Annotated in this window: 20 protein-coding genes; 13 read left to right on the top strand and 7 right to left on the bottom strand. The window is 43.4% G+C overall.

The annotated features are described in order from the left end of the window. Positions 1–16 precede the first annotated feature (16 nt). Together mlc and Xinn_RS00570 are read right to left on the bottom strand one after the other, a co-directional pair. Positions 17–1,237, bottom strand: coding sequence for a sugar metabolism global transcriptional regulator Mlc (gene mlc, locus Xinn_RS00575; protein ID WP_086953211.1), 1,221 nt, complete (start codon positions 1,235–1,237; stop codon positions 17–19). Between the two features lie 130 nt (positions 1,238–1,367). Continuing rightward, positions 1,368–2,267 carry a LysR family transcriptional regulator gene (locus Xinn_RS00570; protein WP_086956416.1) on the bottom strand — a complete coding sequence of 300 codons (900 nt, stop codon included), beginning with the start codon at positions 2,265–2,267 and terminating at the stop codon, positions 1,368–1,370. Between the two features lie 162 nt (positions 2,268–2,429). Between Xinn_RS00570 and Xinn_RS00565 the strand changes: the two genes are divergently transcribed. Then, positions 2,430–3,695, top strand: a complete 1,266-nt coding sequence (locus Xinn_RS00565) for an MFS transporter (protein ID WP_086953212.1) — start codon at positions 2,430–2,432, stop codon at positions 3,693–3,695. A 149-nt stretch (positions 3,696–3,844) separates the two neighbouring features. Here the strand turns inward: Xinn_RS00565 and Xinn_RS00560 are convergent, their stop codons facing one another. After that, complete coding sequence (locus Xinn_RS00560) at positions 3,845–4,477, bottom strand: winged helix-turn-helix transcriptional regulator (protein WP_086953213.1); 633 nt, start codon at positions 4,475–4,477, stop codon at positions 3,845–3,847. 320 nt (positions 4,478–4,797) lie between these two features. Between Xinn_RS00560 and tus the strand changes: the two genes are divergently transcribed. After that, on the top strand, positions 4,798–5,724 hold the full coding sequence (gene tus, locus Xinn_RS00555; RefSeq protein WP_086953214.1) for a DNA replication terminus site-binding protein: 927 nt from the start codon (positions 4,798–4,800) through the stop codon (positions 5,722–5,724). Positions 5,725–5,788: 64 nt separating this feature from the next. Here tus and fumC read toward each other — a convergent pair whose 3' ends face one another. Then, positions 5,789–7,183 (bottom strand): class II fumarate hydratase, encoded by a 1,395-nt coding sequence (gene fumC / locus Xinn_RS00550; protein WP_086953215.1) that lies wholly within the window; start codon positions 7,181–7,183, stop codon positions 5,789–5,791. Positions 7,184–7,386: 203 nt separating this feature from the next. Between fumC and manA the strand changes: the two genes are divergently transcribed. The 3 genes from manA to add all read left to right on the top strand — a co-directional run bounded on the left by manA (position 7,387) and on the right by add (position 11,407). Beyond that, complete coding sequence (manA, locus tag Xinn_RS00545; RefSeq protein ID WP_086953216.1) at positions 7,387–8,562, top strand: mannose-6-phosphate isomerase; 1,176 nt, start codon at positions 7,387–7,389, stop codon at positions 8,560–8,562. A gap of 173 nt (positions 8,563–8,735) precedes the next feature. Further along, positions 8,736–10,241, top strand: coding sequence for a YdgA family protein (locus tag Xinn_RS00540; protein ID WP_086953217.1), 1,506 nt, complete (start codon positions 8,736–8,738; stop codon positions 10,239–10,241). Between the two features lie 164 nt (positions 10,242–10,405). Then, positions 10,406–11,407, top strand: a complete 1,002-nt coding sequence (gene add / locus Xinn_RS00535) for an adenosine deaminase (RefSeq protein ID WP_086953218.1) — start codon at positions 10,406–10,408, stop codon at positions 11,405–11,407. Between the two features lie 52 nt (positions 11,408–11,459). Here add and Xinn_RS00530 read toward each other — a convergent pair whose 3' ends face one another. Both Xinn_RS00530 and Xinn_RS00525 read right to left on the bottom strand, forming a co-directional pair. Beyond that, entirely contained in the window at positions 11,460–12,443 is a 984-nt protein-coding gene (locus Xinn_RS00530) for a bile acid:sodium symporter family protein (RefSeq protein WP_086956417.1), read from the bottom strand. Positions 12,444–12,484: 41 nt separating this feature from the next. Next, entirely contained in the window at positions 12,485–13,525 is a 1,041-nt protein-coding gene (locus Xinn_RS00525) for an oxidoreductase (RefSeq protein ID WP_086953219.1), read from the bottom strand. A 127-nt stretch (positions 13,526–13,652) separates the two neighbouring features. On the opposite strand from Xinn_RS00525, the gene Xinn_RS00520 reads away from it, so the two are divergent. The 8 genes from Xinn_RS00520 to nth all read left to right on the top strand — a co-directional run bounded on the left by Xinn_RS00520 (position 13,653) and on the right by nth (position 20,382). Then, on the top strand, positions 13,653–14,093 hold the full coding sequence (locus Xinn_RS00520) for a DUF2569 domain-containing protein (protein WP_086956418.1): 441 nt from the start codon (positions 13,653–13,655) through the stop codon (positions 14,091–14,093). A gap of 118 nt (positions 14,094–14,211) precedes the next feature. Beyond that, the gene (gene rsxA, locus Xinn_RS00515) at positions 14,212–14,793 is read left to right on the top strand and encodes an electron transport complex subunit RsxA (RefSeq protein WP_086953220.1); all 582 of its coding nucleotides are present in this window, start codon (positions 14,212–14,214) and stop codon (positions 14,791–14,793) included. Continuing rightward, entirely contained in the window at positions 14,793–15,416 is a 624-nt protein-coding gene (gene rsxB / locus Xinn_RS00510) for an electron transport complex subunit RsxB (protein ID WP_086953221.1), read from the top strand. The genes rsxA and rsxB overlap by 1 nt, the downstream gene beginning before the upstream one ends. After that, the gene (gene rsxC / locus Xinn_RS00505) at positions 15,409–17,298 is read left to right on the top strand and encodes an electron transport complex subunit RsxC (RefSeq protein ID WP_086953222.1); all 1,890 of its coding nucleotides are present in this window, start codon (positions 15,409–15,411) and stop codon (positions 17,296–17,298) included. Before rsxB ends, rsxC begins: the two co-directional genes overlap by 8 nt. Before the next feature lie 12 nt (positions 17,299–17,310). Continuing rightward, a complete protein-coding gene (gene rsxD, locus Xinn_RS00500; RefSeq protein ID WP_086953223.1) occupies positions 17,311–18,390 on the top strand; it encodes an electron transport complex subunit RsxD in 1,080 nt (359 codons plus the stop codon). A gap of 10 nt (positions 18,391–18,400) precedes the next feature. Then, a complete protein-coding gene (gene rsxG / locus Xinn_RS00495) occupies positions 18,401–19,027 on the top strand; it encodes an electron transport complex subunit RsxG (protein ID WP_086953224.1) in 627 nt (208 codons plus the stop codon). Further along, complete coding sequence (locus Xinn_RS00490; protein WP_086953225.1) at positions 19,028–19,732, top strand: electron transport complex subunit E; 705 nt, start codon at positions 19,028–19,030, stop codon at positions 19,730–19,732. A 17-nt stretch (positions 19,733–19,749) separates the two neighbouring features. Beyond that, positions 19,750–20,382 carry an endonuclease III gene (nth, locus tag Xinn_RS00485; RefSeq protein WP_086953226.1) on the top strand — a complete coding sequence of 211 codons (633 nt, stop codon included), beginning with the start codon at positions 19,750–19,752 and terminating at the stop codon, positions 20,380–20,382. Positions 20,383–20,486: 104 nt separating this feature from the next. Here nth and Xinn_RS00480 read toward each other — a convergent pair whose 3' ends face one another. Further along, positions 20,487–24,998, bottom strand: coding sequence for an RHS repeat-associated core domain-containing protein (locus Xinn_RS00480; RefSeq protein ID WP_244590102.1), 4,512 nt, complete (start codon positions 24,996–24,998; stop codon positions 20,487–20,489). Positions 24,999–25,007: the final 9 nt, after the last annotated feature.

Here is a 25,007-nt window from a genome sequence, read left to right as displayed (position 1 = left end):
TTTTGCCTGATGTGCGCTATCCCTGCATAATTTCGAGCAGTAACTGACCACTGTACAGAGATTGCTTAATCAACGATGCCGCGGGCAAAGTTCCTGAGTTGGCAAATGCTGTCGCGGCTATATCCACTTTTTCGCTGTATCCGGGGAGAGAAAGTTGAGTTATTTTTTGTTGAATGACAGGGTAAAGAATATGTTTCGCTTCGTTCAACGGAGAACCTATCAGTATCTTATCGGGATTGAAGATATTGACCATAATCGCCATGATATGCCCTATTCTTTCCCCGACATCACGGATGATTTCTGTTGCCAGCAGATCACCCTGATTAGCAGCCTGACAAAAAAACTCCACTGTCAGAGATGTTGTTGTAGATATTAATGAATCGGGGTGTTGTCTGGCTGATTTTTGAGCTTTCAGCAAAATATTTTTAATACCAACAACAGTTTCCAGACAGCCTGTGTTACCACAATAGCAACGTTCACCATCAGGATCGACCTGAGTATGGCCTATTTCAACAACACTCTGATTTCCTGCATGAAGTATTTTTCCTGCGGTCATAATTCCGACACCAACATTGTCATCAATCACAACCTGAATGATGTTTTGACTTCCTTTCCCAGCACCATATAAAGATTCGGCAATTGTCCACGCGGTAATGCCATGCTGCAAAAAAATCGGCACACCGACTCGCTGGTATAGAAATGAACAGAGGGAAAGATTCTGGATATCGTAATATGGAGAGTGATGAATGATTCCATTAACGGGATCAATAATCGCATTCGTGGTAACGCTGACGGCAGTTAAACGTTCAAGAAGAGATTGATAGCGGAATAAAAAATTATCCACCAATTCAATGAGATAATCCAGAAAATGCTGATTTTCAGAAACCGGAAACAGTAACTCATCTTCAACAATAAGGTGATTGCTTAAATCCCTAAGCCCGAATACAACACTTCCTTTGTCAATACGTACACACAGGAATTGCCACCCTTTACTATCCAATTTCAGTCCGATGGCCGGACGACCACGAAACCCCAGTTCGGGGAATTCGACTTCTTTTACTAAATGAGCTTCGATCAATTCCCGCGTGATTTTAGTAATACTGGCAGGAGCCAACTGCGCTTTTTTAGAGAGTGCAATACGTGAAATAGGCCCATACTGATCAATCAGGCGGTAAACCAGACCAATATTAATCTGCTTAATCTGGTCAACATGGCTTGGTTGTACATCTACACTCACTTCGCCCTCACGATTTAATTTACCCCTCTAAATAATTAATAACGATTATGTCGCCGTTTAAATTAGAAGATATCCGTTTGAGGCAAAAATGTGATCTTTCACACGAAGTTCTCGTGATTGTTATTGTTGTTTAACAATTATTTGAGAGCAACAGTGTAATTAGACGCTCTGCTGCCGGACTGTTCTGGATATTTTTATGATTAACCAGCCATACTTCAGAATAAGCGGGCGCATTAGCTAACGGGATATACCGGACGCCATCAATTTTCATCGGTGTAAATGACTCAGTAACAATACTGATCCCTAAACCTGCGGCGACTAAACCAAGTATGGTCATCGCTTCTCCCGCTTCCTGTGAGATCATGGGAGATACGCCAGCACTGGCAAACAAGGCGATGATTTCATCGTATAAAGCAGTGCCCACATCCCGTTCAAAAAATACCAATGGATAATCAGACAACATTTCTACGGTTATTCCCTGATTGGTATACTCCAGCAACGGGTGCCCGTCATATACAGCAAGCATAAAACGTTCACGGAACAACAACCGATGTTCCAAATTATCAGGTAATAACGTGTTGCGCATAATTCCTATATCAATCCTGCCTGTCTGCAATGGTGCAATCTGTTTTTTGGTATTCATCTGATGCATGTGAACCAAAACATCAGGGTAAGACTCCCGGAATTGCCGCAAACTGAGAGCTACTTTATGCATAAAAGGCGTGGTAGATGTGAAACCGATAGAAATTTCACCTAATTCACCCTGCTGCATTCTGGCTGCTTTAGTTGCCGCAGCATCAACCTGAGACAATATTTGATATGCCTCCTTGAGAAACATATGACCTGCTGCGGTCAGGGCAACTGTACGATTATTACGAGCCAACAATCTGGCTTTAATATTTGTTTCCAGAGACTGAATCTGCTGGCTTAACGGAGGCTGTGAAATGTTCAATCGCTCTGCTGCACGCCCAAAATGCAGCTCTTCTGCGACTGCAATAAAATAACGTAAGTGCCTTAATTCTATGTTAATAGTCATCATTCACCATCAATTGATATTTTTAAAGTATTATTTATTATCATTAATATATTAGACAAAATATTTACAACTTCCTACTCTTGTTCCAGAACAAAATCTTAACGTTTTTTTAGCCTCTTTGTATAAATCCTGCCAAGCGGATTTTAAGGAAGTAAAATGGGTACAATCTCAGAGATCAGTGGAACTTCAGTGGGTGCTGGTGTTCCACGAGATACTGAAAAAAAAGTTCGTAATAGGGAATACACTGGCTACATACAGCGCAATGATCCTGCATACTTACGTGTTACTCTGTCATTTTTTACAGTCGGGTTAGCAACTTTTGCCCTGCTTTACTTCATCCAACCTATACTGCCTATCTTATCGAAAGAATTTTCAGTTTCACCTGCTAACAGTAGTTTAGCCCTATCCTTATCCACAGGTATGCTGTCATTGGGATTATTGATCACAGGCCCTTTATCTGACGCAATTGGCCGCAAAAATGTGATTGTTATCTCTCTGATTTTCGCTTCCTTACTGACGCTGTTGAGTAGTATTACTACCAGCTGGCATGGTTTTTTAATTATCCGGGCATTGGTCGGGTTGTCCTTAAGCGGCGTAGCCGCAGTTGCAATGACCTATCTGAGCGAAGAAATCCATCCTGGCTGTGTTGCCTTATCCATCGGGCTTTATATCAGTGGGAATTCATTTGGCGGAATGAGCGGGCGATTAATAACTGGCGTAATAGCAGATGATTATTCCTGGCATCTGGCGGTCATTTTATTAGGTTCATTTTCACTTATTGCCGCCCTCGTATTTTGGATGATGCTTCCTCCCTCCAAACATTTCAAATCATGCTCTCTCAAACCTAAGGCATTATTTATTAATCTGAAATTACATTTCCGTGATCAGGGGCTACCTCTTTTATTTGCTGAAGCTTTCTTGCTGATGGGAGGCTTTGTCACAATGTTTAACTACATTGGCTATCGATTATTAGATGCTCCCTATCATCTGAGCCAGACAGTTGTGGGGCTATTATCTGTTGTTTATCTGACCGGTGTTTACAGTGCTGCAAAAGCCGGAGCATCGATTAGTCATTATGGACGGGGAAAAGTATTATTAATTGCAATCAGTATGATGCTGATTGGTAATTTGATCATGATTTTCTCTTATCTCTGGGCTCTGTTCTTTGGTCTGACAATTTTGACAATGGGTTTCTTTGCTGCTCATACCGTAGCCAGTGGTTGGATAGGAGCGAGAACCAAACGAGCCAAAGCACAGGCTTCATCACTTTATCTGTTCTGTTATTATGCAGGCTCAAGTATATCTGGAACATTAGGTGGGATATTTTGGTCTTATTATCAATGGAACGGTGTCGCGGCTTTTATTTCATTATTAATGATTGCTGCTTTTTATATAGGTATAAAGCTTAATAAATTAACATAATAATAAAGTATATATATTCATAGATTTTGAGAGGCAGAAGCCTCTCATTAATCTTAAGAGTATAAATAATCGCATGTTGATAAAAGTAATCACCAAAATGGATGAATTACAGATAACAAAGAAGCAACTCAATACAGCAGGTATCATGATTAATAATAGGATTCTGTTGGTAAAGAAACAACTTTCACTAAATAACCATCAATAATTTCAATATCTTTGTTTTTTTTAAGAGAAGATAATATGCGCTGAATACAACTGCGAGATAGTGTACATCGCTGTTCTATGTATTTGATAGCTGATATATTTTCTCTGAATTCATCGGGTAATGTGATAAGACGGGATAATAAGCTACATACTATATCTTTAGCGCCATGGCGGAATATACTGATATCTCTGGCATATAAGAACGCCATTTTATATGAAATAACCCTCATCCACTCTCTATAAAGATCATTCTTTTTTATGGCATTCAACGCATTAATGCGAGGAAGTTGATACATCTTACAATCAGGTCCAAGTTCGATAGAGTAATAGGTTTCTGAACCTGAATAAAAAGATAACCCCAAGATATAGGGAGAAAAAACGGTGGCAATAATTAAATTATCTCCTATTCTGCGTATGTTTACATATCCTTTTACTAATAAAAAGAATTTAGCAAATTCATCTTCAATTTTAATTAATGAGCCTTGTGTTGGTAAATCTGGGAAAACGATTTCAGAATAAGGCAATAATGTATCGATAATTTTACTGAAAGAATTCACTGGTTTAATTAATTTATTCATACCAACCACCCATGAACAAAATTCACACTACCAAAAAATTTTCTCATTTGTTTACGAAATGAAGAAAGTTTTACTCTCCTGATAAAAAACACCCTTAAGAGAAAGGTTATCTTAAAGACAGTAGTTATCTGGTTTAGCTTTTATCATAACGTAAAAATAATTGGCAATAACTAATTTAAAATATAATGTGCTATGAACTCCCCTATCGGGCTTTATTTTCTTTTGTTCTCGATGTTTGCACTGGTTTTTTTGTTCTCTTATAAGTATGTTGTAACTAAAATAAAGAAAAGGCACTGAATGAAAAAGTGGGACTACAAAATATGAATAAATTATTTTCAATAGAGTCACTTACCTCTTGTTTTAAAAAACAGGAAGCTAAATTAGCTGAATTAGTTGAACTGTTAATGAAATACCCTCTTATTGATGCACGAGTATTTCAATTGCCGCAAATTGAAAAAGGTGAAGAGCATGAACAGGTTACTGAAATTGAGGTTAGTCCATTACAGGGAGAAGAAGCGCTTAACTTAGGGTTACGGTTTTATCAGAAGCTATTTATACACCATAACCATCCCAATATCAGCAGCAAAGCCGCAAGCCGATTACCGGGAGCATTGTGCTTTTCAGTCAGCCAGCAGCAATATAAAGCAGCAATGATTATTATTAGTGAAATCAACCAGTTAAAAACAGAACTGGAAAATATAGTTACTAAGGAATCTGGCGTCAGCAAAGAACAACGATTTGAGTTCGTTCATGATCATTTGCGTGGTTTAATTACCTTAAATGCCTACCGGACGATTACTCCACTCATAGATCCAGATACTATCAACTTTGGCTGGGCCAATAAAAACATCATCAATAAAGTAACAAAGCAACAAATTCTGGAAAGGCTGGAAAAAAGTTATAATGCCGGGCGGGCAGTCCCTCCCTACTCCAGTGAGCAGTGGACAACGCTTGTCGGATTGGAAATCACTGATATCAAGAAATTGCCGGATGATGTGATATTGAAAATTAAACGACCAGTAAAAGTACAACCTATTGCACGCGTCTGGTATTCAGAAATACAAAAACAGGTTCAATATGCCTGCCCTCTTCCTATCATCGCTTTTTATACAAACGATAGTGGTATAACTCCCAAGGTAGGTTCGCTGCCAAATTACAACGCTAATACAATTAAATACCGCCACAGACCCAAAGCTAAACCGCTTGAGTTGGTAATCCCTCGTTTACATCTTTATCGGGAAATATAAGAAGAAAACCGGAGGAAAAACCTCCGGTTCACATCAACCCATCAACTATTGAGAATGGGGAGTGTTACTTCATACTGCCAACCATATCTTCCGGGCGTACCCAAGCATCAAATTCAGCTTCCGTCAGGTAGCCCAACTGCATTGCTGACTGCTTCAGCGTCAGACCTTCTTTATGTGCTTTCTTAGCAATTTCTGCTGCTTTGTCATAACCAATATGGGTATTCAGAGCTGTAACCAGCATCAGAGATTCATTCAGCAATTGAGTAATACGATCACGATTAGGCTCAATTCCGATGGCACAATGTTCATTGAAGCTGCGCATACCATCAGCTAACAGACGGACGGACTGCAAGAAATTATGAATTACCATCGGACGGAATACGTTCAGCTCAAAGTTACCGGATGCCCCACCAATATTGACAGCAACATCGTTACCCATAACTTGAGCGCACAGCATAGTCATAGCTTCACACTGAGTCGGGTTTACTTTGCCCGGCATAATGGAGCTACCCGGCTCATTTTCAGGGATAGAAATTTCACCGATACCACAACGAGGGCCGGAAGCCAGCCAACGAACATCGTTCGCAATTTTCATCAGTGATGAAGCCAGACCTTTCAGTGCGCCATGGGAATGAACCAGTGCATCACAAGTGCCTAATGCTTCAAATTTGTTTGGTGAAGTGATAAAAGGCTGACCGGATAATTCAGCGATTTTTTTCGCAACGCGAACCGCATACTCAGGATGCGTATTCAGGCCGGTACCAACCGCCGTTCCGCCCAGAGCCAGTTCACAAACATGAGGGATGCTGTTTTCAATATGTTTCAGGTTATGAGCCAGCATTGCTGCCCAACCTGAAATTTCCTGACCTAAAGTCAGTGGAGTTGCATCCTGTAGGTGAGTACGGCCAATTTTTACGATATCTCTGAATGCTTCTGCTTTGTCTGCCAGTGTTTTTTGCAGTATTTTCAGCTCAGGCAACAGATGTTCACGTAATGCGATAACCGCCGCAACATGCATTGCTGTCGGGAAGACGTCATTCGAGCTTTGGCTCTTGTTAACATCATCATTAGGGTGGATCAGGCGTTCATTACCTCTTTGACCACCGAGGATCTCACTACCACGGTTCGCCAGCACTTCATTCATGTTCATATTGCTTTGAGTGCCTGAACCCGTCTGCCAGATAGCAAGAGGGAATTCTGTCGGGTGTTTATCTTCCAACACCTCTTTCGCCGCAGCGATAATTGCATCACCGCGTTCCTTAGGTAAAAGGCCCAGATCCATATTGACACTGGCCGCGGCCTGCTTGGTTAACGCAAGAGCATGAATCAATGCAACAGGCATTTTTTCCTGAGAAATGCGGAAATGCTCCAGTGAACGCTGAGTTTGCGCTCCCCATAATTGGTCAGCAGGTACTTCGATAGGTCCCATTGAGTCTTTTTCAATGCGAGTGGCTGCCATTACTATCTCCTTAGCACACAGAATAATTGAATACGCCGGATCCAACTGTTTTTAACTCACCCAACAGTGCAGATAAATTAATCGGCATCTCTTTATAATGCCATAAATTTATTATCGATAATGCGACCTAATCGTGTTTATTGTATTGTTGTCATATAAAGTTGTTGTATAACTACGTTTTTTTATTACAGGAAAATCCCGCCATGCTGAAAATGACCAACCAAATCCAACATTATGATTGGGGAAGTAAAACCGCACTGACCGATATTTATGGTATCGAGAATCCGGGTAATCAGCCTATGGCAGAGCTATGGATGGGCGCGCATCCCAAATGCAGTTCTCAGGTAATTGATCCTGAAACGGGCAACACGGTTGCCCTTAATCAGCTTATTGCTAAAAATCCAGAAAAATATCTGGGTCAAAAAGTTGCTACTCAGTTCGGACGGCTGCCATTTTTATTTAAGGTATTGTGTGCCGCTCAGCCGCTTTCTATTCAGGTTCATCCGGATAAATTATCGGCAGAAAAAGGTTTTGCCAGAGAAAATGCAGCGGGCATTCCACTGAATTCTCCACAACGTAATTATAAAGACGATAATCATAAACCTGAATTAGTCTATGCTCTGACACCTTTCCGAGCGATGAATGCTTTCAGGCCATTATCAGAAATTATCGAGCTACTTAGTTATGTTTCGAACGCACATCCCGATATTCAGCCATTTATTCAGAACGCTACCGAGCAGGGTTTGTCATTCCTTTTTTCTCAGTTGTTGAGTATGCAGGGTAAGCAAAAAAGTTTAGCTATTGCGGTATTAAAATCTGCATTGAATAGTCGGCAGGGAGAACCCTGGGATACTATTAAAAAAATGACCGAATTTTACCCTGAAGATAATGGTCTGTTTACCCCTCTCCTGCTTAATATTGTGGAACTACAGCCGGGTCAGGCTATGTTTCTCTATGCCCGTACTCCTCATGCTTATCTTGAAGGTGTTGCATTGGAAGTGATGGCAAATTCAGATAATGTCCTGCGTGCCGGATTAACCAGTAAACATATGGATGTGCCTGAATTAATGTCAAATCTGGAGTTTATCTCTAAACCAGCTACTACACTGCTGACTATCCCAACACAAGAAAAAGAAGCTCTGAATTACCCTGTTCCTGTCAACGATTTTAATTTTTCTATTTATGCTGTTTCAGAGCAGCCGATAACGCTGGAAAATGATTCAGCATCAGTTCTTTTTTGTTTTAACGGTCAGTTGACAATCAAATCTTCTGAACAGGAATTGAAACTGCACGCAGGTGAATCAATCTTTTTATCGGCGGTAGAGAAAACAGTAACTCTTTACGGTAATGGAAAATTTGCTGTAGTGTCTAATAAATAATTTATGATTCATATAGTTAAAATGTTAATCATCTATTACCAATCACACTTTTATTGAAAAATGATTAAAAGTTCGTTGGTTAATCTATACAATTAACAACTATTTTTTACACAAAGACATATCGTCTATGGCAATCAATAATGTCATCGACGTAAAAAAGGATAAATTCCCACATGAAAAAATCGCTAGTAGCTGTAGGTGTTATTGTTGCTTTAGGTGCTGTGTGGACAGGTGCATCCTGGTACACAGGGAAGCAGGTTGAAGTCCGTATGGATAAGTTGGTTAAAAACACAAACGAAATGCTTACAGATGCTTTCCCTAATAGTGGCCTTGTAGTACAAGTCAAAAATTTCCAGCGTGGAATTTTCAGTTCTGATGCCAACTTCACCCTGAGCACAAAAAATACTGAAGGCTCGAAAACAGACGACGAAATCATTTTCAAATCGCATATCGATCATGGGCCATTCCCGGCTTCTGCCCTGAAAGGCTTCAGTTTCATCCCTGCATTAGCTTCTGCGCATACAGAAATTGAACAAAACGATGCCACAAAAAAACTGTTTGAAATTACTGATGGTAAATCTCTGTTTAATATTGATGCCAGAATCGGTTATAGCGGTAACATATCTTCTGATATCGAGATTATCCCAGTTGAGCATACTGATAAAGACGGGGTTAAAGTTTCCTTCTCTGGCGCCCAAATCAACACTGATGTTAACCGTGATTTAAGTGTATTTTCTTTTACGGCCAAAAGTGATGACCTGACCGTAAATATACCTTCAGAGAAAAGAGAAATAACCCTAAAAGGGGTTGATTTTAAGGCAGATTATAGTAAGGGTAAATTCGGTGTTTATCTTGGGGATCACAACTATACCATTGGCGAAATAGCTTCCAGAAATGCAGGTCAAGATGATGTTCTGATCAAGAATATCAAAATGACCGCCAAAAGAAGTGAAAATAGTCAGGTTGTAAACGCGAACGAAACTTATGACATTGGTGCACTAAAACTGGGTAATATGGATTTCGGCTCTGGTCAGCTTGCTTTTAATGCAAATGATCTGGATGGTAAATCTGTTCATGAATTTTTGCAAACCACCGATACTATTTTAGCAAAATCATTATTCGGCAATAAACTGGCACAGTTGCCAGAAGATACTATGGCTGAGTTATACAGCAAACTGCCACTGTTGTTGAAAGGCAACCCTAAATTCAGTATCACGCCATTCAGCTGGAAAAACAGCCAAGGTGAAAGCAGCATAGACTTTAGTATTGCTCTACAGAATATACCAGAAGATCTGAGCAGTATTATCCATATGGGAACAGAAGAACAGATCCGCACTCTGCTTCAATCTCTGTCACTGAATGTTAATCTGTCTAAGCCAATGCTGATTGAACAGATCACTAAAACTGCTGAATATTCAGGTGAAGATAAAAACAACGCAGAAGCTACCGCAAAGATGCAGGTTCAGTTTTTCGGTGCTCAGGGTGCGGCACTTAACATCGTGACTAACACAGATGATGCCATTGACCTCCATCTTCACTACGCTGATGACAAAGTCAAATTTAACGGTAAGGAATCCAGCTTACATCAATTCCTGCTTGATAATCGCCTCATCGACTCCTATGATGGTGCAAATGAGCAAAGTCAGCATGATGAAACTGAACTTCCTGCTGCTGAGTAATCAAACAGAACCTATATGAAGAAAGTACATGCTGAGGTTAAAATAACCTAATAAGCAAAAACATCGTAAAAAACCGATCTATAGTGCTTTCATTGCCAGTCAATGCGTTGACTGGCTTTTTTGTATATTTTTTTGATAACTATATAAAATAAGAAGGATAAAAAATGATTGATACACAGCTTCCGCTGACCGATTTACACCGTCACCTTGATGGTAATATTCGCCCCGAAACCATTTTGGATCTTGGTCGTCAGCACAATATTGCCCTCCCCGCTTATGAACTGGAAGCACTGCGTCCTCATGTGCAAATCATTGAAAGTGAGCCAGACCTCATCAGTTTCCTGCAAAAACTGGATTGGGGTGTTGCTGTTCTGGCTGATTTGGATGCCTGCCGCAGGGTTGCTGTAGAAAACGTCGAAGATGTGGTTAACGCCGGGCTGGATTACGCTGAACTGCGTTTCTCACCTTATTATATGGCAATGAAACACCAGCTTCCTGTTGAGGGTGTTGTGGAAGCCGTCATTGATGGTATTCATTCCGCCAGCAAGCAGCACGATATCCAAATCCGCCTGATCGGTATTCTGAGCAGAACATTCGGAGAAAAAGCCTGTTCCGAGGAATTGGCGGGTCTGCTCGCTCATAAACAACATATTACTGCAATGGATTTAGCGGGTGATGAACTGGGCTTCCCCGGCCATTTGTTTGAACAGCACTTTATTCAGGCTCGTGATGCAGGCTGGAATATCAGTGTACACGCCGGAGAAGCCGCTGGCGCGGAAAGCATCTGGCACGCTATTCGTGAACTGGGAGCAACCCGTATCGGTCATGGTGTTAAAGCAATTACCGATCCGGCACTAATGGATTATTTGGCAGAGCACCGTATCGGTATTGAATCCTGCCTGACATCAAACCTGCAAACCAGTACTGTCAGCTCTTTATCAGCTCACCCACTGAAAAAGTTCCTTGAGCACGGCATTCTGGCATCCATCAACACTGATGACCCTGCCGTTGAAGGAATTGAAATCCGCAATGAGTACAATATTGCCGCGCCTGCCGCAGGTTTATCATCAGAGCAAATCCGACTGGCACAGATCAATGGACTGGAAACCGCATTCCTCAGCGAAGCAGAAAAACAGGCATTAAGAATTAAAGTTGCCAACCGTTAACAGGCAATTTCATCTTATAGCAACTTAAAATATAAGATTATGAAGGCAGAAATTACTCTGCCTTTTTTGAGCGTCTGGCATATCGATTCGCAAGCACAGCGCAAACCATCAGCTGGATTTGATGAAATATCATCAGCGGCAACAGCATAATGCCTACCATTGCAGCCGGAAATAAAACATTTGCCATCGGTACACCATTGGCAAGGCTTTTCTTCGAACCACAAAAAACTATCGTGATTTCGTCTTCTTTGCTGAATCCCAATAAGCGTGAGCTGTATATATTGATGGTTAATACCACTGCGAGCAGAATACAGCAGACAATACCTATCATTATTAATGAGTAAGCATCAATTTTATGCCAAATCCCTTCAACAACGGCTTCGCTGAATGCAACGTAAACCACCAGCAAAATAGATGAGCGATCAGTGGTATTAACGAGTTTTTTATGCTTTTCGACCCAATGAGCGATCAATGGACGTGACAGATGACCAACGATAAAAGGCACCATTAATTGCAGGATAATGTCTTTTATCGCCTGCCACGTATCAGGCTGGTTTCCGCCATCATGTGTCTGGATAAGGTAACCGACAAGTAGTGGTGAGAGAAATATCCCCAGTATGCTGGATGCAGAAGCACTGCATATAGCCGCAGCAACATTCCCTTTGGCGACAGAGGTAAAAGCAATGGCTGATTGAACGGTGGCTGGTAAAGCACAAAGATACAGAAACCCCATATAAACAGATGGTGACATCCATTCCGGTACAATAAAATGTAACCCCATTCCCAATACAGGAAATAAAACAAAAGTACTCAGAAAGATAACCAGATGCAAACGCCAGTGCCCCATTCCCGCCAGAATCGCATCACGAGAAAGTTTGGCTCCATGCATAAAAAATAACAGTGCAATAGCGGCTGTAGTCAGGTACTGAAACCCTGTTTTCACTTCCCCTTCACAGGGAAAAAACGATGCAATCATGACGACAGTAAGCAATGTCAGCAGAAAAGGATCTATTTTTAATTTTTGCCACCAACTCATCAGTACCATTCCTCTTACCTTTGGATTAATTCATCACCAAGTCAGTCAATAACGACAGTGCGTTGCTCTTTCGCTGACTTTTCACCTGCTTCAATCAGCTTCATAACCAAGATAGCTTCCTCCGCAGTCACTGGATTTGGTTTCCCCGCCAGAATCGCATCACGGACAGCAGCATAATACGCACCATAGTTACCCGGTAAATTAGGAATAGCCTGCGTAACCAGATTATCGCCTTGTGACACTGTCACATGACCATCACGTGCGTCATATCCCCAATCCTTCTGTGTCAGGCTTTCCCCTGCTTTCAGCCGCTCTTCCTGTGTATCCAAACCATATTTTACATAACTGCCGGACATACCATGTAAGGTATAAATAGGCGATTCTGTAGCGACAAGCATTGATGCATGTAATACAACTTTTAACGCAGGGTATTTGAGCTGAGTATGGAAATAATCCGCTGTTTCAGCATTTGGGCGTATTATTCCCAAATCTGTTGTAATGGCCTGAGGTTTCCCGAACAACTGCAATGCCTGATCCAGCAAATGAGGGCCTAAATCATACCAAATCCCGCTACCTGCTCCTGCGGCTTCTCTCCAGCGTTGACGCACAGCCGGACGATAACGGTCAAAATGAGATTCGTAATACTTTAATTCACCCAATACATTTTCTTTAAGTAGTGACTGAACTGTCAGAAAACCAGAATCCCAGCGACGATTATGAAATACCGATAATAATAAATTAGCCTCTTCTGCCTGCTGCTTGAGAGATTCAGCTTCTGCTACAGTAATTGTGAAAGGCTTATCAACCACAACATGTTTTCCGGCAGACAGGGCTTTTTGCGCTAATGGGAAATGCGTATCGTTAGGCGTCGGAATAACAATAAGGTCAATGTCAGAATCACTGAATAACGCATCTGGAGAAGAGACAACATTTATAGTCGGCCAGTCTTTCTTGACTTTTTCCGCATCGCTGCTGGAAATAGCAGCTAAATCGACATTCGGGGTTCCTGTAATTAATGGCGCATGAAACGTTTTACTGGCATAACCATAACCAACCAGACCAACTTTCAGAACACGACTCATAATGACCTCTCAACATTTACAAAAGGATAAGAAAATATCACCAGCACTGACTCATTAGCAAATAATCCTGCTTCCTGTGTTACTATCTTTTTATATCTGAATACCCATCATGGAGAGAATGTTTTTTATGTATCAATCCAATGATTATTATCGTATCAGTGGTTGGTTATTGGCACCTGCTGCTTATTTAATGATGACATTTATCGCTGCCAGTACAATGTTAGTTTTATATGGCATGACCTATTCCGAGAAAAGTATATTAATCCACCAAATAGGTGGTGATTTCGTAGCTCAGTGGTATATATCTGTATTAACCACGGCTATTATGTGGTGTTTCACGCTTTGGGTATTAAAATTACTTTTCATTCGTTCAAAAAGATTTCCACGTATTTTTATCATCTGGCTGACACTTTCTGTGCTTATTGCGGTCAAAACTTTTGCGTTCTCTCCCATTTCTGACGACCGTGCAGTCAGTTCATTACTTTGGTCACTATTAGCTGCTGCGATTTTTGTTCCTTATATTAAACGCTCTTATCGAGTAAAAATGACTTTCACACAAGATCGATAACATCCCCCACAATTGATTGTTATCATTGCCCCCGCTTGCCTCACCGTAAAGTGGGGAATTTCTGTCACTTTCATGACTATATTATTTCATCAAATAATCTTATTTTTCAGGTATAGCAATGACTGAATACCTCTTGTTATTTATTGGCACGGTTCTGGTCAATAACTTCGTTTTGGTGAAGTTTTTGGGCCTATGTCCGTTTATGGGTGTTTCCAAAAAGCTTGAAACCGCTATTGGTATGGGAATGGCGACCACATTTGTTCTGACGCTGGCTTCCATCAGTTCATGGCTGGTAAATTCTTATATTCTTATCCCGTTGGATTTGGTTTATTTACGCACGTTAAGTTTCATTCTTGTTATTGCTGTTGTCGTTCAGTTCACGGAGTTAGCCGTCCGTAAAACCAGCCCTTCACTCTACCGTCTATTAGGCATTTTTCTGCCTTTGATAACAACAAACTGTGCTGTACTCGGTGTGGCTCTGCTGAATGTCAATCAATCACATGATTTTTTACAGTCTGCTGTATATGGTTTCGGCGCTGCTGCCGGGTTTTCGCTTGTAATGGTACTGTTTGCTGCCATTCGTGAACGTCTGGCTGTTGCCAATATACCGGCCCCTTTTCGTGGTTCATCGATAGGGCTTATCACTGCGGGGTTAATGTCCCTTGCATTTATGGGCTTTAGTGGTTTGGTGAAATTCTGATGATATCTTTATGGATTGCTGTCGGAGTACTGGGTGTACTCGGGTTAATTTTTGGGTTAATTCTCGGTTTTGCAGCCCGTCGTTTTAAAGTGGAAGAAGACCCGATCGTTGAGAAGGTTGATAATCTACTGCCACAAAGCCAGTGCGGGCAATGTGGTTATCCGGGGTGCCGCCCTTATGCAGAGGCGGTTATCAACAATGGAGAGATGATCAACAAATGTGCCCCTGGCGGAGAGCAGGTAATGCTCAAAATGTCTGAATTACTGGGGGTTGATCCACAGCCGTTGGACGGTGATGAAAGCATACAAAATCCCGCCAGAAAAGTTGCTTTTATTGATGAAGAAAACTGCATCGGCTGTACGAAATGCATTCAGGCCTGCCCTGTTGATGCCATTATCGGTGCAAACCGGGCTATGCATACCGTCGTTGAAGATCTCTGCACTGGCTGCGACTTATGTGTCGCTCCGTGCCCGACTGATTGTATTACGATGATCCCTGTGGCAACGACGACAGCCAACTGGAAATGGGATTTGAATTCAATTCCGGTCAAAAATATTCCTGTTGAACCAAGCCCTCTGTTTATGTCATCGGCTAAGCCTGTTGAGGTTAAAGTCAATGTTTAACCTATTCAATTTGCTTACCAATAAAAACAAAATATGGGATTTTGATGGCGGCATTCATCCACCAGAAATGAAGCTGCAATCCAGTCAGACACCATTGCGCTATGCTCCGTTACCAGAAGAATTAATTATTCCGCTCCAGCAACATATTGGCCCGGAAGGCGAGCTACTGGTGAAAGCCGGAGACAAGGTACTGAAAGGCCAGCCACTGACGCGAGGTTCCGGTAGAACCGTTCCTGTCCATGCCTCGACTTCCGGTATGATTACAGCAATTGAGCCACACGTTACAGCTCACCCATCGGGTCTTAAAGAGCTGTGCATCCGCCTGCTGCCGGATGGCAAAGACCAATGGTGTGAACAGGTTAAAACCGCAGATTACTCATCCCTTGATGCTGACACTTTACTGCAACGTATTCATGCCGCAGGGATAGCAGGTCTTGGTGGTGCAGGTTTTCCGACAGCAGCAAAACTAAGAGGTGGCGGGCATATCAACACCTTGATCATCAATGCCGCTGAGTGTGAACCTTATATCACAGCAGATGACCGTCTGATGCAGGAACATGCCGGTGAGATCATTGAAGGCATCCGCATTCTGGTACATCTGCTCAAGCCGAAACAGGTTCTGATTGGTATCGAAGATAATAAACCAGAGGCGATCCAGGCTCTGAACCTTGCCTTGCTAGGTGATAAATCGATAACCGTGCGTGTCATCCCGACAAAGTACCCCTCAGGTGGTGCAAAACAGTTAACCAAGATACTGACGGGCAAAGAAGTCCCGTCTGGTGGGCGCTCTTCCGATATTGGTATCCTGATGCAGAATATCGGCACTGTGATGGCTATCAAACGGGCCATTATTGATGGGGAACCATTAATTGAACGCGTTGTTACCTTAACAGGAGAAGCCATTTCTTCACCCGGTAATTTCTGGGCACGTTTAGGGACACCCGTTAATTTTCTGTTGCAACAGGCTGGTTTTATTCCTCAGTCAGAACAGATGGTCGTTATGGGTGGCCCATTAATGGGCTTTACCCTGCCTGACTTGAATGTACCCATCGTCAAAATCAGCAACTGTATACTTGCTCCCTCCGTGCAGGAAATGGAACCAAAAACCGCTGAAGAAGCCTGTATCCGTTGTGGTCTATGTGTTGATGCCTGCCCTGCCGGGCTATTGCCTCAGCAACTTTACTGGTTCAGTCGGGGACAGGAACACGAAAAAGCCAGAAATCATAACTTATTTGACTGCATTGAATGCGGAGCCTGTGCTTATGTCTGTCCCAGTAATATTCCGCTTGTTCAATACTATCGGCAGGAAAAAGCCGAAATACGAACCATTGATGCTGAAAACCGTCGGGCTGCCGAAGCTAAGTTGAGGTTTGAAGCCAAACAAGCACGTATGGATCGCGAAAAACTGGCTCGCGAAGAGCGACATAAAAAAGCCGCCGTTCAGGTGGGCAGTGAGGATAAAAGTGCGGTACAGGCAGCTCTGGCTCGTGCGAAGGAAAAACAATCCTCCGCCGGAGAAACAATCACCGTACAAGCTGGTCAGTTACCTGATAATGCAGCGGCGATTGCGGCTCGTAAAGCAAGAAAAGAGCAATTACGCGCCCGTCAGGCAGAAAAACAGCCCGCGAATACCATTACTCCAGCAGACGCAACACCTGTAGAAAACGCAGAAGATCCGCGCAAAGCTGCTTTAGCCGCTGCCATTGCCCGGGCTAAAGCGAAAAAAGCCGCTCAGGCTCAGCCGGAACCTGCTCCTGTGCAAGAGGCACCGCCTGCGGTTTCGGAAGAGGCTGATCCGCGCAAAGCTGCTGTTGCCGCTGCGATTGCCCGTGTAAAGGCGAAGAAAGCGGCTCAGGAAAAACAAGAAACTCTAACAGAATAGTGACATTTATCGATGAAATTTAGGCCAGTCAACACTGACAACAACCTGTTAAAAGTCGCCAGTTCGCCTTTTACACACAGTAAAAAAAATACCAGCCAGATTATGTTATGGGTGGTTTTTGCTGCTATACCCGGCATCGCCTTACAAACTTACTTTTTCGGTTATGGAACCCTGTTCCAGATCTTATTGGCAGTCATTACAGCCCTGCTAGCAGAATCCGCAGCTATCACATTAAAAAAACAGTTGGTTATTCCTTATCTGAAAGATAACTCGGCATTAGTCACCGGATTACTGCTCGGGATTAGCCTGCCACCACTGGCACCGTGGTGGCTTATCGTGCTGGGTACGTTCTTCGCCATTATCATTGCCAAACATCTCTATGGCGGTCTGGGGCAAAACCCATTTAATCCGGCGATGGTCGGTTATGTGGTTCTGCTTATCTCATTTCCGGTACAAATGACCAGTTGGATGGCACCCGTTTCCTTACAGACCGTTACATTAGCGCCCTGGGATTGTCTGATGGTCATTTTCACAGGGCATACACCTGATGGCTCTACTCTGTTACAACTTCTACAGGGAGTTGACGGGTTAAGTCAGGCCACACCACTGGATAGCTTCAAAACCGGCAGACTGACGCACGATATAAGTGAAGTATTACAGCAGCCCATCTTACAAGGCACTCTGGCAGGCGTTGGCTGGCAGTGGATTAATGTGGCTTATCTGGTAGGCGGATTAATTATGCTGAACCGCAAAGTCATTAGCTGGCATATCCCGACTGCATTTCTTCTGGTACTGGGAAGCTGCGCCCTGATTAGCTGGCTACTTGATCCCGGTCGTTACTCGCCGCCTCTATTACAGCTTTTCTCTGGAGCAACGATGTTGGGTGCCTTTTTTATCGCAACCGATCCGGTCAGCGCATCCACAACACCAAAAGGACGTCTGATTTATGGTGCCATTATTGGTTTGCTAATTTGGGTTATCCGCGTTTATGGCGGTTACCCGGATGCTGTGGCTTTTGCGGTTTTACTGGCAAATATTTGTGTACCACTGATCGACAATTACACACAGCCTCGTGCTTACGGTCATAAATAAGGGAGTGACTATGTTAGACACAATGCGGCGTCACGGTATTACCCTCGCCATTTTTGCCGCCTGCACGACAGGGTTAACTGCGGTTGTCTACTCTTTAACAAAAGACAGGATTGCAGAGCAGGCCGCATTACAACATAAAATATTACTGGATCAGGTTGTTCCACCAGCACTCTATAACAACGATATGCCCAATGAATGTTATCTGGTAACAGCCGATGCTCTGGGCAGCCAACAATCTCACCGCCTCTACCTCGCTCGTAAAAATGGCACTCCGGTTGCTGCCGCACTGGAAAGTACGGCTCCCGATGGCTATTCAGGGGCTATTCAATTGCTGATCGGAGCAGATTTTTCCGGCAAAGTTTTTGGTGTTCGTGTGACTGAACATCATGAAACACCGGGATTGGGAGATAAAATTGATACCCGTATTTCCAATTGGATTTATGCTTTTTCCGGCAAAAAAATTACCTCTCCCAGCGATCCTGACTGGGCAGTGAAAAAAGATGGCGGAGAATTTGACCAGTTTACCGGAGCGACCATTACCCCGCGTGCTGTTGTCAATGCGGTAAAACGCACCGCGCTTTATATGGAAACCATCCCGTCACAACTCTCTTCATTACCGACATGTGGAGCTAAATAAATGAGTGAAACCAAAAACCTATTTTTTCAGGGATTATGGAAAAACAACTCTGCATTAGTACAGCTTTTGGGGCTTTGCCCCCTTCTGGCGGTCTCTTCCACTGCCACTAACGCATTAGGGTTGGGGTTGGCAACAACGTTGGTACTGTTGAGTACCAATATTGCCGTCTCCGCCTTACGTCGCTGGGTTCCTCATGAAATCCGTATTCCAATTTATGTGATGATCATTGCATCTGTCGTCAGTGCCGTTCAGATGCTAATCAACGCTTTCGCATTCGGATTATATGAATCACTGGGTATTTTCATTCCACTTATTGTGACTAACTGTATCGTTATTGGTCGTGCAGAGGCCTACGCATCAAAAAACTCCGTTTATCACTCCGCAATGGATGGGGTTGCTATGGGATTAGGTGCAACGTTTGCCTTATTCGTACTTGGTGCGATGCGTGAAATTCTGGGTAATGGCACACTGTTTGATGGTGCCGATCTTTTATTAGGAAGTTGGGCAAAGTCACTGCGGATTGAAATTATTCATATGGATTCCCCATTCCTGCTCGCCATTCTGCCACCGGGAGCTTTTATTGGATTAGGTCTAATGCTGGCAGGAAAATATATCATTGATGAGCGTCTCAAAAATCGTACAGATAACAAAACACGTCATTATGAAGTGGATAAAGGCTGTGGCAGTCATATCACAAAAGGCTAAGAGGGGTGTAATCAGGTATGAATAAACAAAAACGGGTCGAGATCCTGACCCGCTTGCGGGATAACAACCCAAAGCCAACCACTGAATTAATCTTCAATTCACCTTTTGAATTACTGATCTCGGTATTACTGTCCGCTCAGGCGACAGATGTCAGCGTTAATAAGGCCACGGCGAAACTTTATCCTGTTGCCAATACGCCACAGACTATTCTCGACTTAGGCGTTGATGGTTTAAAAGAATACATAAAAACCATCGGGTTATATAACACCAAAGCGGAAAATGTGATCAAAACCTGCCGGATTTTGCTGGAAAAACATCAGGGTGAAGTACCGGAAGATCGCGCCGCACTGGAAGCATTACCGGGAGTAGGCCGTAAAACCGCCAATGTTGTTCTGAACACCGCTTTTGGCTGGCCGACGATCGCCGTTGATACGCATATCTTCCGGGTCAGCAACCGGACTCAGTTTGCGCCGGGAAAAAACGTTGATGAAGTGGAAAAAAAACTTCTAAAAGTTGTTCCTGATGAATTCAAGGTTGATTGCCATCACTGGCTGATTTTACACGGCCGCTATACCTGCATTGCCCGTAAACCGCGCTGTGGCTCCTGTATTATTGAGGATCTGTGTGAGTATACAGAAAAAACAGAGTAATCAATTCCTCCCGCCAGATAAGGCGGGAGATTTATTAATACAGGAGCAGATTACCAATCACTCATATACATATCTCTTAGTTAAAATTTCCTCACCTCCTGCTCTTAAGGGCAATTTTTCCCCCACTTCTCATGCTCGAACTTCACTTTCTCACCGTTAGAGTGATCATAATAAACCACTTTTCTTTCTAGGGATTTACTCACATCATATGTAGTAATATCTATTACTTTTTCTTTACCTCTCGTAGATGTAGTAATGCCATAATACATCCCCTTATGGAGTCCACCACCAGGGTGTACTTCAAGTTTAATGTTTCCTACACCTTTCCCCCCGTCAATTGTCATAAATGTAGCCTTCCCTGATCCACGCTTACCTGAGATAATATCAGACACCGTAACATCTGCTTCCTTTAATTCATCCTTTATTTCTTCGGCAGTCTTTCCCCATAAAGAACTTGGGTTATCTAAAATATCCTGAATAGCATGCTTTGCCTTTTCGCTTATTGGCTCTTGAGGGGCTAATCCGCTGGAATCAATCCAACTTATCGGATTATGCACATACCCGTACGGATTCAGCCCACCCAGCAGCCCTATCGGGTCTGGCGTCAGATATTGCCCTGTATCGCATTCATAATACCGGAACCGATTATAATATAACCCACTTTCCTCATCCTCATACTGCCCGGCGAACCGCAGATTGCAGCCAATGTGATAATCCTCATCATTGGCAGCCAATAGTGGCATTCGTTCGGCTTTGCCCCATGTCCTTAATCGGCTTGCCCATACCAGCTTACCGTTTTCACTGAGTATTTCCCGTGGTGTGCCCTGATGATCGCTGACAATATAGTGAAGTTTTCCTTTTTCATAACGGGCAGAAGGGGTTAATGCTCCCGGTTGATATAACCAGCAAATACTGTGATCACCAGCAGGTGTACCATCGGCATAGAGAGGAATTTCCTCAACCATCCGATCACCGCTCCACAGGTAGTCATAACCCATAACGGTATCGGGTTTTGCCGTTAAATCCGGTTTACCATCCAGCCAGCGTTGCAGGTTAGCGGCAGCCAGTTTGCCATCATGGACTTTCAGTTTGCGGATACGCCGCCCGAAAGCATCATAACGATAGTGCCAGCGTGAACCATCTGGTGTTTCGCAATGCGTAAGCTGGTTTTGACCATCCCAACGATAACGCCAGATTTGTGGCCGGAAACCGTCTCGATGTTCGGTTTTTTCCACCTGCCTGCCGTTATCATCGTAACGGTAAGTGACATTGCCACGCTTAACAACCCGCCCTGCCTGCTGGCGTTGTTCGATCTGTTCAATCGCCCCTTTTGCATCCACCAGCACATGTAGGTTTACATTGCCATTGAGGTCATAACCAAATTGCTCTTCATAGGGCAAGCGACCATTAAATGTAGCACTGATAATCTGGTCGTTCTGGTTATAACGGTAACGCGTCTGGCCCCAGATACCGTCATCGATCATTCTGACACTGTGGGCACGGTCATATTGCCAGCTCCGGTTAACCGCAGTGGCCTGAGGCGGAAAATGAGGATCATTTTGTGCCAGTGTTTCACGAAATAGTGCCGTAGCGCGTCCGGCGGATTGATGGGCCAGTAATCCGGTCGTGGTATAGCGGCTGGCAAGGATAAAACCTTCTGTACTTTCCCGTACAGTTTCCCGCCCTAAAGCATCATGACTCAAGATCAGCGGCGTATGCTGATTAAGCTGAAAATGGTTAACCGCGCCCATCAGGTTATAACCAAATTGCAGGGTATTCTCACCGATGGTTTCAGCGGTTATTTGTTCAAATTCGTTCCATTCACGGGTAACTTCCCGTCCATTAATACGTTCACAAACCGGCAGGCCAACGGCGTTATATTCATATTCCACCACGGCATCGTCATTGGTGGCCTTAATAAGCTGGCGGCGAGCGTTATATTCATAAGTGGTAACAGATTTCAGTTCTGCCTTATCTTTCGTCTGATGCCAGATTTCCTGTCGGGTTAACAGAGCGGCAGAAGAATAATGCCAGCGCAGTGTGTAATTATCGGGATAACTCGCCTGAATGCGACGCCCCAGCGCATCATACTGATACTCAATAATACGACCGGTAAAGTCTATTTCGCGGATAACCTGACCGGCAGCATCCCGTTCATAGCGATAGGTTTCTCCTGTGGAAGCAGTTACAGAACAAAAACGGGTCAGGCGATCATAACCAAAGTGTAATGTTGTACCATCCGGGCGGGTCATGTGAGTCAGCAGGTCATAAGCACCATAACGGTAGCGGGTTGTACGCCCTTCCCCGTCAGTCACCGCAGCAACACGTCGCTCACTGTCATATTCAAAATGCTGAGTGACACCATCGGGCAATTCAATTTCCGTCAGGCTGCCATTATCAACACTGGCATGAACAGAGCTATAGCGATAACGGGTTTCCTGTTTAAGGGCATCCGTTGTCCGGCGCAGACGCCCCAGTTCATCCAGTTCCAGACCGGTTGTCTGGCCATCGGGTGCCATAATGGCGGCAAGACGCTGATGCTCATCATAGGCATAATGCCATTGCCGACCATCCGGCAGCAGACGTTGCCGCAACTCCCCATGAAGACCGTACTGATACTCTTCTTTACGTCCGTGTGGATCAGTGATAGCCGTCAGACTACCCTGCTCATTATGATGAAACTGCCAGATATCCCCCGTAGGCAACGTCGCTTCAACTAATTGTCCGTATTCATCATAGTTATAATAAAACGTCTCCCCCGTTGGCAGTGTAATTTCGGTCAGCGCACCATCGTTGTTATAGTCAAACGTGGTATAACCGCCCAGCGGGTCAATTTCCCAGACTTTCTGGTTGTAGCGCCACTGCGTCCGTGTTTCACGCCCTAATGGATCAACCACACGGATCACCTGATTATTCTGGTTGTAATAGGAAAGGGTTTTCCCTCCTTCGGCATCAAGATAGGTAGTAACACGGTCATCATCGTTATAGATAAAACAATCTGTCCAATAACCGGCGGAAGAATGAGTAGATACAACCCGCCCGCGCTCATCGTAATCAATATAAAAATCTGTCTGATCCGTATCACGCCAGCGGGTCATATAACCTTGCGCGGTGTATTCATAGAACAGATGGTTTTGCTGAAAGACATTACATTCGGCCAGATAGCCATGCTGGTCGTAATTACATGTAACCAGACGCTGCTGAATCTGCTGAAAGTGGTAATCCACTGCCCGCAGTTGATGCTCCTGATAGTGCAGCGTTAAGCGGAAACCGTCATTGCGGACAATTTCAATTAACTGATGTTGGTCGTTATAGATAAACTGAAGAGTATTCTGATGGCGATCGGTGATAGCCGATAACCGACGCCGATTACCATCAATATGGTTAAAGTGGAAAGTCTGCTGACTTTGTTTATTAACCAGATACAGTTCACCATCAAGCTCCCCTTTCAGTAAACAGTGAAGAAGATGGAGATTACGTGCCAAAACCTGATTTTCCGGTGCAGAAAAATCATAAACCTGCCCGTCAGCATCGGTAAAATGAACTTTTTCACCGTTTATCACTAACTGACGTGACCAGTCATCAGCCCATTTCCGACCAAATAATCCGCTTCGGCAGGTGGTAGAACGATAAGTCCGGGTTAAGGTAATCGGCAATAAACCGGGGATGGCAATAACTGAGAAACTTTGTAGGTAATCACCTGAGGTGATATCGATAGGTTCACCTGCTGTACAATTTGAGCCATGACAGGAAGAAGGGTGATCTTGATCAGATTTTTGGGCTGGTTTTGCTTCTGTTTCTTTTTGGTTTTCTTTAGGTTTTTTAGAGTTAGTGGATTGGCTTTTTTTATTTCCTGCAACCCGGTTACTTTTTTGGGGGGGCTTAGTTGATAGCTTTCTTGCTTTAGTTACAGCGTTGGTTTCAATTTTGGGTAATATCGTCTCTGCTCTCCTAAAAAATGAAGCTCCGACACCTTTGGCCACACCGAAACTTGCTTTAAGTTCTCCTACTCCGACAAACAAAGTTCCAAGATCACCCACTTTCTCTGCGGGAGTATTTAGTTCAAAACGATAGGACTGGATAAAATCTGCTGCCTTTGTCATCCATTGACCAAATTTTGACACCCCACTCAAACCAATTTTGTCTCCCAACCAACTGAACTCTGCTCCCATAATAGAAGGCCCAAGACTTAACGTATCAGGTATTGTATTAGCTAATCCTTTCCCGAAACCTTTCCCTGCACCAATAAGGGTTTGTATATAGTGAACACCTGCTATCTCACCAGGGGAGCTAAGTTTATCGCCATTAAGATGCTTAATTATTCCATTCAGTGCGTCCTCAGGATGTTGTGATATGGTATAGATATCGTTGAAATTTCCACCAACCACTTCTTTAAATGCAGCAGCTCTATCCTTAATAACTTCCCAACCATCATTAATTATCCCTTTAGAGCTTTGCCATAACTTGCTAAAAAAACCTTGCTCTTCTTTCGTTTCTGCTTTAATAAGAGGATTCGCTGCTGACGGCCTTACTGCTGCCTGTGGTGCCTGACCAACAATAGTCCCCAGCGTATTCCCTGTTCCTGTCGGACTATCATTCTTTGCGCCTTTTGCCATATTCCTTTC

The organism is Xenorhabdus innexi (assembly GCF_002632485.1).
Classification (GTDB): Bacteria; Pseudomonadota; Gammaproteobacteria; order Enterobacterales; family Enterobacteriaceae; genus Xenorhabdus; species Xenorhabdus innexi.
This window is presented reverse-complemented; position numbering and strand designations above follow the sequence as displayed.